This is a genomic window from Runella sp. R5_40 (genome assembly GCF_057652295.1).
The window spans coordinates 140,104-154,246 of the sequence record NZ_JBYFCH010000004.1 but is presented as its reverse complement, the minus strand read 5'-3'; the positions used below and the strand labels follow the sequence as shown (position 1 = coordinate 154,246).

At 42.5% G+C, this 14,143-nt stretch carries 10 protein-coding genes; 4 read left to right on the top strand and 6 right to left on the bottom strand.

The features are described 5' to 3' along the window. The first annotated feature begins 64 nt into the window (after nt 1–64). The 3 genes from AC23N5_RS09980 to AC23N5_RS09970 all read left to right on the top strand — a co-directional run bounded on the left by AC23N5_RS09980 (nt 65) and on the right by AC23N5_RS09970 (nt 5,451). Complete coding sequence (locus AC23N5_RS09980; RefSeq protein ID WP_487755455.1) at nt 65–2,509, top strand: outer membrane beta-barrel protein; 2,445 nt, start codon at nt 65–67, stop codon at nt 2,507–2,509. 102 nt (nt 2,510–2,611) lie between these two features. Beyond that, complete coding sequence (locus tag AC23N5_RS09975; RefSeq protein WP_487755454.1) at nt 2,612–3,889, top strand: nucleoside hydrolase-like domain-containing protein; 1,278 nt, start codon at nt 2,612–2,614, stop codon at nt 3,887–3,889. Between the two features lie 65 nt (nt 3,890–3,954). Beyond that, on the top strand, nt 3,955–5,451 hold the full coding sequence (locus AC23N5_RS09970) for a DUF1593 domain-containing protein (RefSeq protein ID WP_487755453.1): 1,497 nt from the start codon (nt 3,955–3,957) through the stop codon (nt 5,449–5,451). A 61-nt stretch (nt 5,452–5,512) separates the two neighbouring features. Here the strand turns inward: AC23N5_RS09970 and fahA are convergent, their stop codons facing one another. Next, nucleotides 5,513–6,709, bottom strand: a complete 1,197-nt coding sequence (fahA, locus tag AC23N5_RS09965) for a fumarylacetoacetase (RefSeq protein WP_487755452.1) — start codon at nt 6,707–6,709, stop codon at nt 5,513–5,515. 250 nt (nt 6,710–6,959) lie between these two features. On the opposite strand from fahA, the gene AC23N5_RS09960 reads away from it, so the two are divergent. Continuing rightward, nucleotides 6,960–7,382 (top strand): GxxExxY protein, encoded by a 423-nt coding sequence (locus tag AC23N5_RS09960; RefSeq protein WP_183972581.1) that lies wholly within the window; start codon nt 6,960–6,962, stop codon nt 7,380–7,382. 261 nt (nt 7,383–7,643) lie between these two features. Here AC23N5_RS09960 and AC23N5_RS09955 read toward each other — a convergent pair whose 3' ends face one another. The 5 genes from AC23N5_RS09955 to AC23N5_RS09935 all read right to left on the bottom strand — a co-directional run bounded on the left by AC23N5_RS09955 (nt 7,644) and on the right by AC23N5_RS09935 (nt 14,112). Further along, nucleotides 7,644–8,801, bottom strand: coding sequence for a homogentisate 1,2-dioxygenase (locus AC23N5_RS09955; RefSeq protein WP_487755451.1), 1,158 nt, complete (start codon nt 8,799–8,801; stop codon nt 7,644–7,646). A 1-nt stretch (nt 8,802) separates the two neighbouring features. Next, entirely contained in the window at nt 8,803–9,243 is a 441-nt protein-coding gene (locus tag AC23N5_RS09950; protein WP_487755450.1) for a MarR family winged helix-turn-helix transcriptional regulator, read from the bottom strand. Nucleotides 9,244–9,335: 92 nt separating this feature from the next. Beyond that, nucleotides 9,336–10,913, bottom strand: a complete 1,578-nt coding sequence (locus tag AC23N5_RS09945) for a hypothetical protein (protein ID WP_487755449.1) — start codon at nt 10,911–10,913, stop codon at nt 9,336–9,338. Nucleotides 10,914–10,958: 45 nt separating this feature from the next. Continuing rightward, nucleotides 10,959–11,423 carry an IS200/IS605 family transposase gene (gene tnpA / locus AC23N5_RS09940; RefSeq protein ID WP_487755448.1) on the bottom strand — a complete coding sequence of 155 codons (465 nt, stop codon included), beginning with the start codon at nt 11,421–11,423 and terminating at the stop codon, nt 10,959–10,961. Between the two features lie 298 nt (nt 11,424–11,721). After that, nucleotides 11,722–14,112: a heparinase II/III domain-containing protein gene (locus tag AC23N5_RS09935; protein WP_487755447.1), complete on the bottom strand. Its 2,391-nt coding sequence runs from the start codon at nt 14,110–14,112 to the stop codon at nt 11,722–11,724. Nucleotides 14,113–14,143 lie beyond the last annotated feature (31 nt).

The following is a 14,143-nucleotide window of genomic DNA, read 5'->3' as shown; positions in this document are numbered from 1 at the left end:
GCACGCAAAACTGCCAGCGCAAATTTGCTTCGTCAAAATTGACCAACGCTTAAAAAACACCTACATGAAATCAGCAGCCATTTTGTTTTTGACCTTTTTGTCCTTTACGCTCTTCGCCCAAACGGCCTCCAGAAACATCCGTGGAACGGTAAAAGACGCCCAGAATGAAACCATTCCTGGAGCTACAGTTAAACTTTTAAAAGCCTCGGATTCGACCATGATTTTGGGAGAAATTACCAATTCGGATGGCAAGTTTCAGTTCAATAAACTACCCAATGGTGCCTACTTATTGGCCATTACGGCCATGGGGCAAAAGCCTTTTATGAGTACAATATTGACGCTAGATGATAGTCGAACTGCCTTAGTATTGCCTATCATCGTGCTTTTACCCGCCAAAAACATTGAATTGAAAGAAGTGGTCGTCAAGGCCAAACGCCCGTTGATTGAACAAGATATTGATAAGACGATTGTCAACGTCGAATCCATGATTAGCAGCGCTACAAGTAACACGTTGGAAGTACTGGAAAAAACACCTGGGGTGACGGTAGGAATGAATGGCGAGATTAGCCTCAACGGGAAAAGCGGCATTTTGGTGCTGATTGATGGTCGGGCTACGTACATGTCGGGGCAAGATTTGGCGGCGTATCTGAAATCACTGCCAGGGGGCTTGTTGGATAAAATTGAATTGATGGACAACCCGTCGTCAAAATACGACGCGGCGGGCAATGCCATCATTAATATTCGTTTGAAAAAGAACCGAGTAGGCGGCTTTATGGGAAGCGTTTCAATGGCTTCTAGCCAAGGAGTTTATGGCAGAAACAACGGTGCAATGAACCTAAACTACAATCATAAAAAGCTGAATGTATTTGCCAACTTGGGAGCCAACCGTGAAAAAAACTATAACCTGGATGTATTTGATCGACGCTTTTACTCGGCAGTGGGGCAGCAACTTTCTAATGTTGAGTTGCTTAACAATGCGGTTACGAATGCCAAAAGCCTGAATGGGATTTTGGGGTTAGATTATGCTGCAAGTTCAAAAAATACGTACGGATTTTTGTTGAACGTAAATGGTGGAAATCGCAGTTCAGTGACTGATTATCAAAGCAATAACTACAATGCCGCTCGCTTGCTTGATGCAGTAGGGGATGGGGTAACTGGAATTAACGACAAAAGAAAAAATGTGGGTGGTAATCTTAACTTTCAGCATAAATTCAACACCAAAGGCCGCGAATTGATGGCGGATTTGAACTACCTTACGTACCTTTCTAATGGCAACCAACGGGTTTGGAATTTTAGTTACTGGTCCGAAGGTACGTTGAACGATAGCGAAGAATTTCTGTACCTAGTACCCAGTAACATCAAAATCTATACTGCCAAAGTGGACTATATACACCCCCTGAAGAACAAAGGCAGTTGGGAGGCTGGCGTCAAATCGAGTGTGATTGATAACGACAATCGTTCGGATTATTTTGACATCATTGGCCTAACCCAACGCATCGACAACACGAAATCGAATCATTTTAAATACCGCGAAAACATCCATGCAGCCTACATGAATACCCGAAAAGAGTGGAAACGGGTAGGAGTGCAGCTTGGGCTACGCGCCGAAACGACCCAAGCGTGGGGCAATCAATTGGGCAATGAAGCAGTGAAAGGAAGTACGTTTACCAAAAATTATACAAAGCTGTTTCCTGCGGTTTTTATCAACTATAAATTGGATAGTTTGAATATAAATTCGTTGAATTTGAGTTTTACGCGTCGGATAAATCGCCCTGACTACCAGTCGTTTAATCCATTTGTTTTTTTTAGAGATCAATATTCTTATACCGCTGGTAATCCGTTGCTGTTGCCTCAGTACCAAAATCGCTTTGAGTTGAAATTTCAACACAAACATTGGCTACAAATGGGGTTGAGTTACAATCATTTTACCAACCTTATTTTTCAAACGACAGAAGCGGTGGACACGATTTTTATTACTCGTCCCAACAACGTTGCCAAGGGCTCTATGCTGTTGCTGAACACCACGGTGTCTGCTTCGCCAGCCAAATGGTGGAATTTGATTTACACGTTGCGATTATCGAAACTGGGCCTTAATGGTATGAGTTATACCGAAAAATTGAATCTAACGGTTTACATCGCGCGGTTTGAGGTTTACAAACAATTTCGATTCGCCAAAGGATGGAGCGCCGATTTGTCAGGATATTATGCTAGTTCAGACCTAAATGGACAAGCCTATACCGATGGAATGTACCGAGTATGGGTGGCAGTTCAGAAGAAAATTTGGAAAGATAAAGCCAGCATTCGCCTTACAATCGACGATGTATTTCACTCTTGGGTACGCCACAACCGCTCGGTAGGAATCAAGCAAGCTCAGTTTTTTCAGACCAATGAATCAGACACCCAGCGAATAGGAATTGCTTTTTCGTATCGCTTTGGAAAGGATACTTTTGCCCGCAAGCGACGACACAACGACAATGCCGCCGACGATGAAAAAGGAAGGGTACAATGAGTTAGGGGAACTATCGAAAATTTATTAATATTTTCGATAGTTTTCTTTTTTGTATGTATAATTGCGTATTATTTCAAAAAAATACTGTTAAAAGATAATTTGATGCGCACTTTTATCCTGTTTTTGTTTCTTTTAGGAATAAGCCTTTTTGAACTTGCATGGGCACAGCCGAAAGAAAAGCCACGCATTATTGTTAGCACCGACATTGGTGGAACTGACCCTGACGACAATCAGTCGATGATACACTTGATGATGTATTCCGATTTGTTTCAAATTGAAGGACTGATTTCATCGCCGTTTGGAAAAGGAAGAAAGAAAGATTTGTTGGGTATGATTGACTTGTATGAGAAGGATTTTTTTCAATTGATTGCTCACAATAAAAACTTAGCAACGCCAGACCAACTTCGCAAAGTTTGCAAGCAAGGAACCGTTCCAGAAGCACCTTACAAGGGCTTTTCGAGTTCAACTGAAGGGTCGGAATGGATTGTGAAATGTGCAAAAAAGAAAAGCAAACAACCGCTTTGGGTACTGGTATGGGGTGGTTTAGAAGATCTTGCGCAAGCGCTGCACGACGCCCCCGAAATTGAACAAAAAATAAAGGTGTATTGGATTGGTGGCCCTAATAAAAAATGGAGCGTAAATGCGTATTCCTACATCGTAGAACACCACCCGAATATGTGGATGATTGAGGCCAACGCTACTTATCGTGGTTGGTTTATGGAAGACGAAAATGCGCCTAAAAATATGAGTGGAGGTGCTTATTATGAGAACTTTGTGAAAGGGTATGGGGCGATGGGTGCTGATTTTGTGAATCATTATAAAGGCCACGTTAAAATGGGAGACACGCCATCGTTGGCCTACTTAATGGTTGGAAACCCACTAAACCCTGAGGGGGAAAGTTGGGGAGGTAGATTTGTTTCCATTCGCCGAAGTTCAAGAGCTATTTTTAAACGAAATACTACCACCGCTGACTCCATTCCAGCCTACGGAATCTTAGAATGGCGCTTCAAAGGGCCTGTGTTGCCTATTTCTAAAGACTCAACTTGTTTTACGTTGGAGGCGCAGAATCAGCAATGGCCTGGGTATTATTTAGGGAAGGGTGTGTATGCAGTACGTTATTCGTCGAAAAAACCTGAAGTTGGAAATTACGTTCTCCACAGCACAATCAAGGAGTTAGATGGACAAAAGGGAGCGTATGTCAGCACCGTGCCTTGGCCTGGCAAACCCACTAAAGACGACTATCCGCTTGGTAAAAATTGGTACAGTGATTTACCAAATCCTGCCTTGTTTTTGGGAGAACAACAAGGGGCACGAACCATTTCCCAATACCGTGAAGCGTATCTATCGGATTGGGCAAAACGCTGGGCATGGTTAAAGTAAGTGGAGAAAATGAGCGAAATAATTCTCTAAGTAAAAGAAAGAAAAAATAACAAAAACCAAAGTCAATGAAAAGAAAGATTTTGCTCTTGTGTATTATTTGTGGTTGGGTGTCTAACTTAGGTTTTGCTCAAAGTTCCAAACCGCGCACCATCGTCACCACCGACGGAGAACTGGATGATGTGGATTCGTTTATACGAATGTTGCTTTATTCTAATGAATACAAGGTGGAAAGTTTGATTGTCAGTAGTTCACAGTGGCATTACAAAGGCGATGGCAAAGGAACGAAGTTTACGTCCGAAATGGAGATGACCCAAAAACTCTACGGCGAACGTACCGAACTTCGTTGGCCAGGCGAACAATGGATTTACGATTTGGTGGACGCCTACGGAAAAGTGTACCCAAACCTTATCAAACATTCAAAGGACTTTCCTACCCATAAGTATTTGAGAGATAGAATCCGCATTGGGAATATTGATTTTGAAGGAGAAATGGCCAAAGAGACCCCAGGGTCGGATTTTATCAAAGCTAAACTACTGGATGATGACATGACACCGCTTTACTTACAGGTGTGGGGCGGGACAAACACCATCGCTCGGGCGTTGAAAAGCATTGAAGATACCTATAAAAATACGTCACAATGGGATAAAATTTATAGTAAAGTTTGCCAAAAAGCCATTCTTTACGCGATTCTTGACCAAGATGCTACGTACAAAAAATACATCGAACCCAATTGGAAAGACCTCAAAGTGTATTACAATGCAAGCCAATTTTGGAGTTTTGCCTACTTTTGGAAAAGAGCTGTGCCCGAGCAGCTTCACCCATATTTAGAGGGTAAGTTTATGGGAAATATCATCAATAACCACGGCCCGCTCCTCAAAATGTACTACAGCTACGGCGATGGGAATCCTCCCAAAGGTGAAATTGAAGACATTTACAGCAGTATGGAAAAGGCCAAAAAGAACCAATGGGGGAGTTTTGGCCAGTATGATTTTATTTCGGAGGGGGATTCTCCAGCGTTTTTACACTTGATAGACGTGGGTTTGAATAACCTCGAAAACCCACAAGTTGGTGGTTGGGGCGGGCGTTTGGTGCAATCTACGGTTACACCGAGTCGCTGGGAAGATGGTAAAGCAGCCGCAGACTTTAATCCTTATACAAAAAAAATGGATGATGCTTTTGCTCAAACTCGCTGGATTCCAGCGATTCAAAACGACTTTGCCGCACGGGCCGATTGGTGCATCAAAGATTTCAAAGGAGCGAATCATGCTCCGAAGGTGTCAGTTGCCAGTAAACAGTTATCAGTTACTCGTGGGCAGAAAATTATGTTAAAACCAACTACTTCTGATCCCGACGGCAACAACGTTTCGTTGAAATTTTGGCAATACAAGGAAGTAGGTACTTGTAAAGAAGAAGCATTGATTTCTCAAAATGGAAATAAAGCAGAAATTACAGTTCACACCTCAGCTAAAAGCGGCGATACCATTCACATCATCGTCGAAGCCGAAGACAATGGCACGCCAGCATTAACGAGGTATCAGCGAGTGATTTTGAAAGTCAAATAAATGAGTGAAGACCTTCCAAGACTGGGCGTCCCCGTTTCTAAAACTTGGAAGGTCTAAAATATTAAACAGCAGGCAGCACCGTATTTCTAACTTCTCCAAAATCAACTCGAACTCCTTCTTTTTCGGCGTAGCCTCGAATGATGATGGTATCGAAATCTTCTAAGAAGCGTCGTTCTGCGCCGTCGGGCAACAAAATCGGTTTTTTGCCTCCCCAAGTAAGTTCTAACAAAGAACCAAAACTGTTGGGTTCTTTCCCCGAAATGGTGCCTGATGCAAGTAAGTCTCCTACGTTTAAATTACAACCGTTCACCGTATGATGGGCAATTTGTTGGGCGACTGTCCAGTACAAATTTTTAAAATTGGAATGACAAAGTTTCACTTCATTTCCCGAAGCCGTTTGTAAAATTACCTCTAATTCTACGTCGAAAAAGTGCCTGTTTTTTTCTTGAAGGTAGGACAATACTGGAGGAGTTTGTTCTTCACCAGCCACTTGGAAAAGAGCTAAAGCTTCAATTGGTACGACCCAAGGAGACACCGAAGAAAAGAAATTTTTGGCCAAAAAAGGGCCAAGGGGAACGTACTCCCATTTTTGGATATCGCGGGCAGACCAATCGTTAAATAATTGAAAACCAAAGATATATTCTTCGGCTTGGTCCACATCAATGGCCTGTCCAATCGGATTGGCTTTGCCGATGACCGTGGCCATTTCAAGTTCTATGTCAAGGCGTTTAGTCGGGGAGAAAAAAGGAGGTTGACTTTCGTCGGGGCAAAGTTGGCCTTTGGGGCGATGAAAATTGGTACCAGACACAAAAATCGAACTGGCTCGTCCGTGATACGCTACTGGCAGGTGCTTCCAGTTGGGCAATAGTGCTTTGTCGGGGTCGCGAAACATCATGCCTACGTTGGTGGCGTGCTGTTCGGAGGAATAAAAATCGGTATAGTCTCCAATTTTAACGGGTAAATGAAGCTGCACGTTTGTCACTTCATGAAAGACCGATTCTGGTAGCTGATTAGGTTGAGCTAAGAGTTTTTGAAGTTCAGCTCGAACAGCGTTGGTTTTCGCTTTACCTAGTGAAATAAAATCATTTAGGTAGTCGTTTGTAAAAACCCTTTTGGGGATTTTAAGGCCATCGAAGTACCCTAAATGGGCTAATTCTGCCAAATCAACGACCTGATTTCCAATAATTGTTGCTACTTTTTTACGGCGATTTTTAACCGAGAAAATGCCAAAAGGGATGGTATCGAGGGAAAAGTTCATTTTAGATGTTATTTAAACACATAGGTACATAGGATTTACACATAGCGTTTTCTATGTATTCTACTGTGAAAACTTCTATGTTTACTATGTGGTAAAAAAAGGTTAAACACATAGTTACATAGGATTTACACATAGTTTCACATAGGATTTTCTATGCGGTAAAAGAAAAGGTTAAATACATAGGTAGCGACTCTTCTGTATCTAAAAGCAAAAAAATCAGTCTTTATAGAAAGAACTAGCATATAGAGACATGAGTCAAATAATCACAAAAAAGATAATCAATGACCTGACTTACCAAATCATTGGAGCTGCCATTGAAGTTCATAAAGTCCTTGGTCCTGGCCTTTTAGAAAGCAATTACGAAAAGGCATTAATTCATGAGCTTTCGCTTCGTGGGTTACACACAAAAAGTCAACAAACAATTCAGGTACCTTACAAGGAAATTTTGCTTGATTGTGAACTTAGGTACGACATCCTTGTCGAAGACTTAGTGATAGTAGAAAATAAAGCGGTTTTAGATATGCACCCTATTTTTGAAGCAACCTTATTAACCTATATGAAACATTTGAAAATTCCTAAAGGCATCCTAATCAACTTTCACGTTTTGAACATTTTCAACAATGGACAAAAAACGTTTGTGAATGAATATTTTCGAGAACTGCCTGATTCATAGTGAAAACCATTTAAACACATAGGTACATAGGATTTATACATAGTTTTACATAGCGTTTTCTATGTCTTCTACTGTGAAAACTTCTATGTTTACTATGTGGTAAAAAAAATTTAAACACATAGATACATAGGATTTATACATAGTTTTACATAGCGTTTTCTATGTATTCTACTGTGAAAACTTCTATGTTTACTATGTGGTAAAAAAAAATTAAACACATAGATACATAGGATTTACACATAGGGTCACATAGCCCAAAAATTACTCAATCCAACTTTGATAGTACTTCCCATCGTCTAATTTCAACGCCTCTTCCGTAATCGAAAGGGGACGGAACGTATCAATCATCACTGCTAATTCTTCCGTGGAAGTTTTGCCAATGCTGCGTTCGTACGCCCCAGGTGCTGGCCCGTGCGGGATTCCTCCAGGGTGGAGTGTAATGTGCCCTTTTTCAATGTTATTCCGACTCATAAAATCACCATCAACGTAATAAAGCATTTCGTCCGAATCAATATTTGAATGGTTGTAAGGAGCAGGAATGGCCTGCGGATGATAGTCGTACAGACGCGGGCAAAACGAACAAATCACAAATGCTTTCGTCTCAAACGTTTGATGCACTGGCGGCGGTTGATGGATGCGTCCAGTAATAGGCTCAAAATTGTGAATCGAAAAGCCATAGGGGAAATTATACCCATCCCAACCGACTACGTCAAACGGATGTGTAGGGTAGAGGAGTTCGTACAAAACGCCCTGTTTTTTGATTTTTAGGACAAAATCCCCCTTTTCATCGTGGGTTTCGAGGTCTTGTGGGAGTTTATAATCCCGCTCGCAAAAAGGCGAATGTTCGAGCAATTGACCAAACCAATTTCGGTATCGTTTGGGGGTATAAATGGGGTGAAACGATTCGGCAAACAAAAGCCGATTGTCGGTGCCATCAAAATCAATCTGGTAAATCATACCTCTTGGAATGACCAAATAATCGCCATACTCAAACGGAATATTTCCAAGTTGCGTCCGTAAGGTTCCCGTGCCTTGGTGGATGAAAAGTAGTTCGTCGGCATCGGCATTTTTGTAAAAATACGAACGCAGTGATTGACGTGGAGCTGCCAAACCAATGTGAATATCGGCGTTGGCCAATAACACCTTTCGACTTGCCAAAAAATCATCTTCGGGCGCGAGTTCGAAGCCTTTCAACAGACGAGGCTTGATACTTTTTGAAACTGCAATTTTGGGATTTACATCGGTTTCGGACAAAACCTCGCGAATCATCGTGGGCCGATGCACGTGGTACATCAGCGCCGACATCCCGTCAAAACCGATGGTGCCAAACAATTGCTCGTAATATAACCCGCCGTCAGGCTTACGAAACTGCGTATGCCGTTTGGGAGGAATTTTTCCAAGTTTGTGGTAAATAGGCATGTTATGATGAAGTTGGAATACAGTTCTGAACAATCATTGCTAGCATTTCTTGGGCGGCCGAAACCGACGCTGGCTCAATTCCTTCGAGTGCTTTTTGGCGAATTTGGGGTACTAATTCCGTCAATTTTTCGATGGTTTCAAGTCCTTTTTCGGTAATGGTGAGTTGAAACATCCGCCGATTGGTGGGATGAATGTCACGCAGTAAAAAACCATTTTGAACCAACAATTCAATAATCCGTGTCACCGAAGCTTTGTCTTTGAACACCTTTTCGGCGATGTCATTTTGGGTACAATCGGGGTGTTCGGCGACTGTATTTAAAATCAACCATTGGTCAAGGGTAATGTCAAACCCATTGATTTTGAATTGGTTTTGAAAAAACTGACGATAGATTTTGACGGTTTTTTCTAAATTGTAGAAAAAGGAGGTCGTTAATTTTTTCATTGATTTTAAATTGTTGTGACAAATATAATTAAAATCAATAGTTGATATATCAATTGTTGGTAAAAATAATTAATAATCCTTGAAAATAAGAATTAGTGTTGATGGAGAAGGAATGATTGTTCAACAGGTTCGGCGGATTGAATTTGACCCCTTTGGCCGTATTGCCACGCTACGACAGTGATTTTGACGGGGTATTTTGTTTGGGGAGGGATTTTTGTGAATACCAGTTGATTTCCAGATATGAAAGCAGGGCCTTCTTTTACGTAAAAGTAAATAGGTAAACTGGCTGAACTTTTGGCGTGTAATGGAATTGATTTTTGTGTTTTGGATGGGTTGGGGATGGTTTCAAAATCAATTTTTTGAGCGGCGCCTTGGGTATTTTTTATTGGAAATTTGAGTTCAATCTGCTGAATCACCGATTTGAAGCGTTCGTCACCTTCATTGTGCGCCAAGAGCCAAATGGCATTGCTTCGTTTAGGATTCAAAAATCCCATTCGGTAGAAACTTAGCCGAAAAGTTGTATCGTTTATTTTTTGGACTGGTCCACAAATACGGTCAATGGCTAAGGAAGATGTTGCGTGTTGTGAAGCGGGTTTTAGTTTAGAAGTATCGGCAAAAAAAGAGTTTAAGTAAAAGGTGATTCCGTCGCTTGCGGGTTTAAACGTGAGGCTGAATTGACCATGTGATTTGGAGGGTTTTAAGGTATCACCGTTTTGGATAAACGCTAAGTATTGATTTTTCTTTCCTCGTGGAAGAGCATAATAGGCTTCGGTGACTTGCGCCATTTCTCTATCAAAACACCACGAAGCCACGCTTTTATCGCCCGTGAATTGAGAATACGGGGCAGGTGAAACAGTTGGAGGGGCATTGGGTCGCCAGCGGTCGATAAGCCACCCTTGCTGCGGGTCAATGAAACGAAGTCCGTTTTTGGAAAGCCGATAACTGGACGCTTTTTTGATGAAAAATGCGATATAATCAACCATACGTTGGTTGTAGTCGAAGTGGCCGTGACCTGCATCCGCAAAAAAAGTAATGGGGGTTTTGGGGTGTTTTTTGACGTAATTAAAACCAGGCTGAATACGGTCTTCCCACCATTCGACTTCACTCATGATAAATAAACCTGGGATTCCTTCCACCGTACGAGTGCCCCAATCAGGGTTTGGTTTGCCGCTTCCTGTGAGGTGCGTTAGGGGAGAATCGCCTTTAATAGATATAATCGCCAAGGCTCGGGCGGGATTCCATGCGCCAAAATTCCAAGGAAAGGAAGCATGGGCGGAATGCCCAATCGGGACAACAGGAGCAGTTGCTATCTCCTGATAACCAGATACGTCGGCCAATTGCTTCATCATGGTTTCGAAAGTGCCGCCTGCCCCTTTATTGAAATCAAAAACCATGTCTAAGCCTGGCGTTACCCAGACGGTTGCAAACCCAATATCACGCATGGATTGACGGAATTTTGTATTTTCTAAAATTCCTTCTTCAATCATATTGTGCATTCCAACTACCACGCCCTTAACTTCTTTACAATTTTCAGGAATCCAGAGAAAAGCCGTGGGATTATCGTTGATTTCAGGGTGTTTGTACCCTTCGACTTTCACCGACCATTGCCAAACTTGAGCGTAAAGGGGTGAAGAAAAGAAGAGTAACAGAAGTAGGGGTTTGTATTTCATTGTGATTCTGATCGAGAAGTGGGTTGCCCCATCGGTAGGGGCATATTAATTAATGGGGTCTTGAAAGATGTATTTTTCGTCGAAATTGACCTGAAAATCTTTCAACATTTTGAGGTATTCGTCTCGAAATGTTTTTTTCTTATGGTGTTCTTTTTGGTTAAGAATGTACTTGACAACCGAATCAATTTGGGAGCGACTGTTGCTAAAAACTCCGTACCCTTCTTGCCACTGAAATTTTTGGCTAGTCAAGCCTTTTTTATTGATGAGTTCAGAACTATCACCTTTCACCAATTGCATTAGTTCAGAAATAGATTGTTTGGGATTGAGGCCAGTGAAAAGATGTATGTGGTCGTACGCAGAATTGATTGCTAATAGCTTATGACCGTTGTGTTGTACAATACCTGTAATGTACTTGTGTAATATATCTTCCCAGTCGGGGTGAATAACGGCTGCTCGGTATTTTACGGCGAAAACGCAATGGATGTAAAGTTGGGAATATGTGTTGGCCATGGCTTAAAACAATAAAGATAAGTTGATTCATTTTCCATTGTTTAAGACACGATTTAAAGAAAAAGGATACTTCTCGTCCAGAAATTTGAATGGTTAGCCCCGATGGGGCACATTCCCAATTTGTCACGAATCATTTTTTTATCTACAAATAGGTAGCCCCGATGGGGCAGTTTTTACGGCGTTTTTAACAAACGTTTCGTTTGTCTTGCCCCGTAGGGGTTACCTGTTTGTAGCATTTTTGATAGATGTTTCGTTTATCATTGCCCCGTAGGGGCTACCTATTTGTAAACGTATCATATCATTTGTTTTCCACGTCAATTGTTACCTTACCGTCTTTCCATGCAGGTGCTATCGTTTTGTCGTTGATAATCATTGCGTTTGGTTTTTCGGTAGCCCGCAAGGAAATACGCATCAACGGCTGACCATCTACTTGTATTTTCAATTGCTTGTTAGAATAATCAGCATTCATAAAAACCTTGGAAAGCGAATGCAAAAACGTTTTGCCGTCTTTGCGCAAATAACTTCCGTTGCTCACAAAAAAGGAGGTAAGGTTATCTGGATTAGTACGGTCGGCTTTTTCGGGGAAAGTAATGGCGGTTAAATAGGCGTCGGTTTCCCAGCCATTGATAACCGCATTGGCGTTGCGGTGCATGAGGCGGCCATCGGCGAGCAGATTGAGATACACTTCCGTTATCGTTCCGTTTTGGGTAATCCGTACTCCCTGCCAATTATCACCGCTTATTTTTTCGATTACGGGCAAATTGGTACGCCCTGCGGCTCCGTTTGCGCCCGACGAGCCCACAAAGGTTTCGACGGCTTTGTTGTTATTGTCTAATAAGATAATGGCGTTCCAAAACTTTGTTTGTCGTGAGTTTTCGGCGGGAGAAATGGCATAATAAGGGATTTTCGTTTTGACGTCACGGTCTTTGATGCCCCATCGTTCTTCCAACTTCATTTTTTCGGGAAAATCGTGCGGATACCCTAAAGGCAATGTTTCTGGGTAGAGCGGACGAAACAAAATAGATGCTTCTCCTTGGCCAATTTCGAGGTCGGGACCTTTTTTCTTGGCTTCATTTTGGTAATGCAACAAGAACTCAAATTTGCCAGCTTCGTACGTTTTTACGTCATCCAAGACCAAAATCACTTTATCAAGCCACAGAAAATGGCGGTAATTCCGTAAAAAGTAACGAGAAGTGGGGCCAGTGGCATCGGCCATGAGGTATTTTAGCGATGGGCCATTGATAAGGTGATGCAAACTGCCCGACGTCTTTACGGCATGATATTGGTCTTGCGGGTCTTGCGCCTTTCCATTAAACAACATAACGTTATGGGCTTCACTTCGAACAAAATAGCCGCTGTATTCAGGCAAACCATAGCCCACATCCCCGCCGTCGATGAGTAAGTACTGGCCATTGTGGTACAACACAAACGAACCTGCATCAGCGTGCGCATGATTCCAAGTATAACCCGATTTTACTCCTAAAAGGGTCGCATCCTTGTCCCACGACGAGCGCAGCATTCCCCAACCCATGTCTTTGTAAATGGCAGCGGTAGGAAGAGGGTTGGGGAGTGTCGAGTTTAGAATGGAGAGTGTCGAATTGGGATTGCCTTTTCGTAATTCACCATTCATAATTCGTATTTCTGCAGGGTGGTACAGCAGCCCCAACGGAGTAGCAAGATTCATGTCTTCTCGCCCTTCACTGTTGCCAATTTGTTGTAAATACCAATAATAATGAGGATTGCCCATTCCCAACGCCATCATTAACTTAGCGGGACGTTCCCCGTTGGCATGGTCGTTGGAGTCACCAAAGTTGAGTGACATCATTCGGTGTTTGGACGTAGGGTAGGAGGCGTGGATAAACCAATCGACTGTTTTTTGGAGTGTTGCATCGTAGGGCATTGTGATTTTTCCGAAAAGGTTGGTCCACGCCAATCGAAAGGTAAGGTATTCTGAAACGCCAAAGTTGGCATAACTCACACTTTCGTAGAAACCTCCGTTAGCGTCAAAATTGGAGGGCTTATTTTCCAACACACTTCCCTGAAACGCAAACCATTCTTTGGAAGCTCGCATTACTTCCTCGGCCCAAACTTTGGCTTGGGGTTCTTCGTTAAGCACTGCCATGGAGGCAATCCCTGCTTGGTACACCACCGCCGACCACCAATTGTGCCCCATTGAATTGAGGGCATGAATGCGACTATCTTCCGATACCCAATCGTTGATGGCAGGCTCAATGCCCAGCCTGATAATTTTATTAGCGATTTCTTTTCGTTCGGAAGGAGTGAGGTAATTGTAAATTCCGTCGAAAGCAATGGCGGTTTGAAAACAGCCACGGGCCGTTCCAAGGCCTGAGTTCCACCGTGGAGTACGGTCGTCCATCCCGTCCCATTGAGTACGGTTTACCCATTCGAGCAGCAAAAGCTTGGCACGTTCTGCATATTTGATGTCGCCTGTCATACAATAGGCTAAGGTCAAGTTTTCCAAATTTCCCCCTTTCGCTTCAAGGGATTTTTCGGTGCGTTGCAGCATATTTTGCCAAGCTTTAGCCAGCGAAGTGTCGATTTGGAGGCGTTCTTTGGTGATTTTAATGCGTTCAGGGGTATAAAAAAGATAGGGGTGTGCCTTTTTTGATTGGCCCAGCGCGGCAAAAAATAGTAAGTTTAAAAGCCCAAAAAAGAACTGTTTTTTCATGGAAATGAAATGGTTATTTCTTGATTTCTTT

Coding starts and splice junctions, on each gene's coding strand:
- AC23N5_RS09955 (WP_487755451.1), bottom strand. CDS start 8,801: ATGCCTATTTACCACAAACTTGGAAAAATTCCTCCCAAACGGCATACG.
- tnpA (WP_487755448.1), bottom strand. CDS start 11,423: ATGGCCAACACATATTCCCAACTTTACATCCATTGCGTTTTCGCCGTA.
- fahA (WP_487755452.1), bottom strand. CDS start 6,709: ATGAACTTTTCCCTCGATACCATCCCTTTTGGCATTTTCTCGGTTAAA.
- AC23N5_RS09960 (WP_183972581.1), top strand. CDS start 6,960: ATGAGTCAAATAATCACAAAAAAGATAATCAATGACCTGACTTACCAA.
- AC23N5_RS09975 (WP_487755454.1), top strand. CDS start 2,612: ATGCGCACTTTTATCCTGTTTTTGTTTCTTTTAGGAATAAGCCTTTTT.
- AC23N5_RS09945 (WP_487755449.1), bottom strand. CDS start 10,913: ATGAAATACAAACCCCTACTTCTGTTACTCTTCTTTTCTTCACCCCTT.
- AC23N5_RS09950 (WP_487755450.1), bottom strand. CDS start 9,243: ATGAAAAAATTAACGACCTCCTTTTTCTACAATTTAGAAAAAACCGTC.
- AC23N5_RS09980 (WP_487755455.1), top strand. CDS start 65: ATGAAATCAGCAGCCATTTTGTTTTTGACCTTTTTGTCCTTTACGCTC.
- AC23N5_RS09935 (WP_487755447.1), bottom strand. CDS start 14,112: ATGAAAAAACAGTTCTTTTTTGGGCTTTTAAACTTACTATTTTTTGCC.
- AC23N5_RS09970 (WP_487755453.1), top strand. CDS start 3,955: ATGAAAAGAAAGATTTTGCTCTTGTGTATTATTTGTGGTTGGGTGTCT.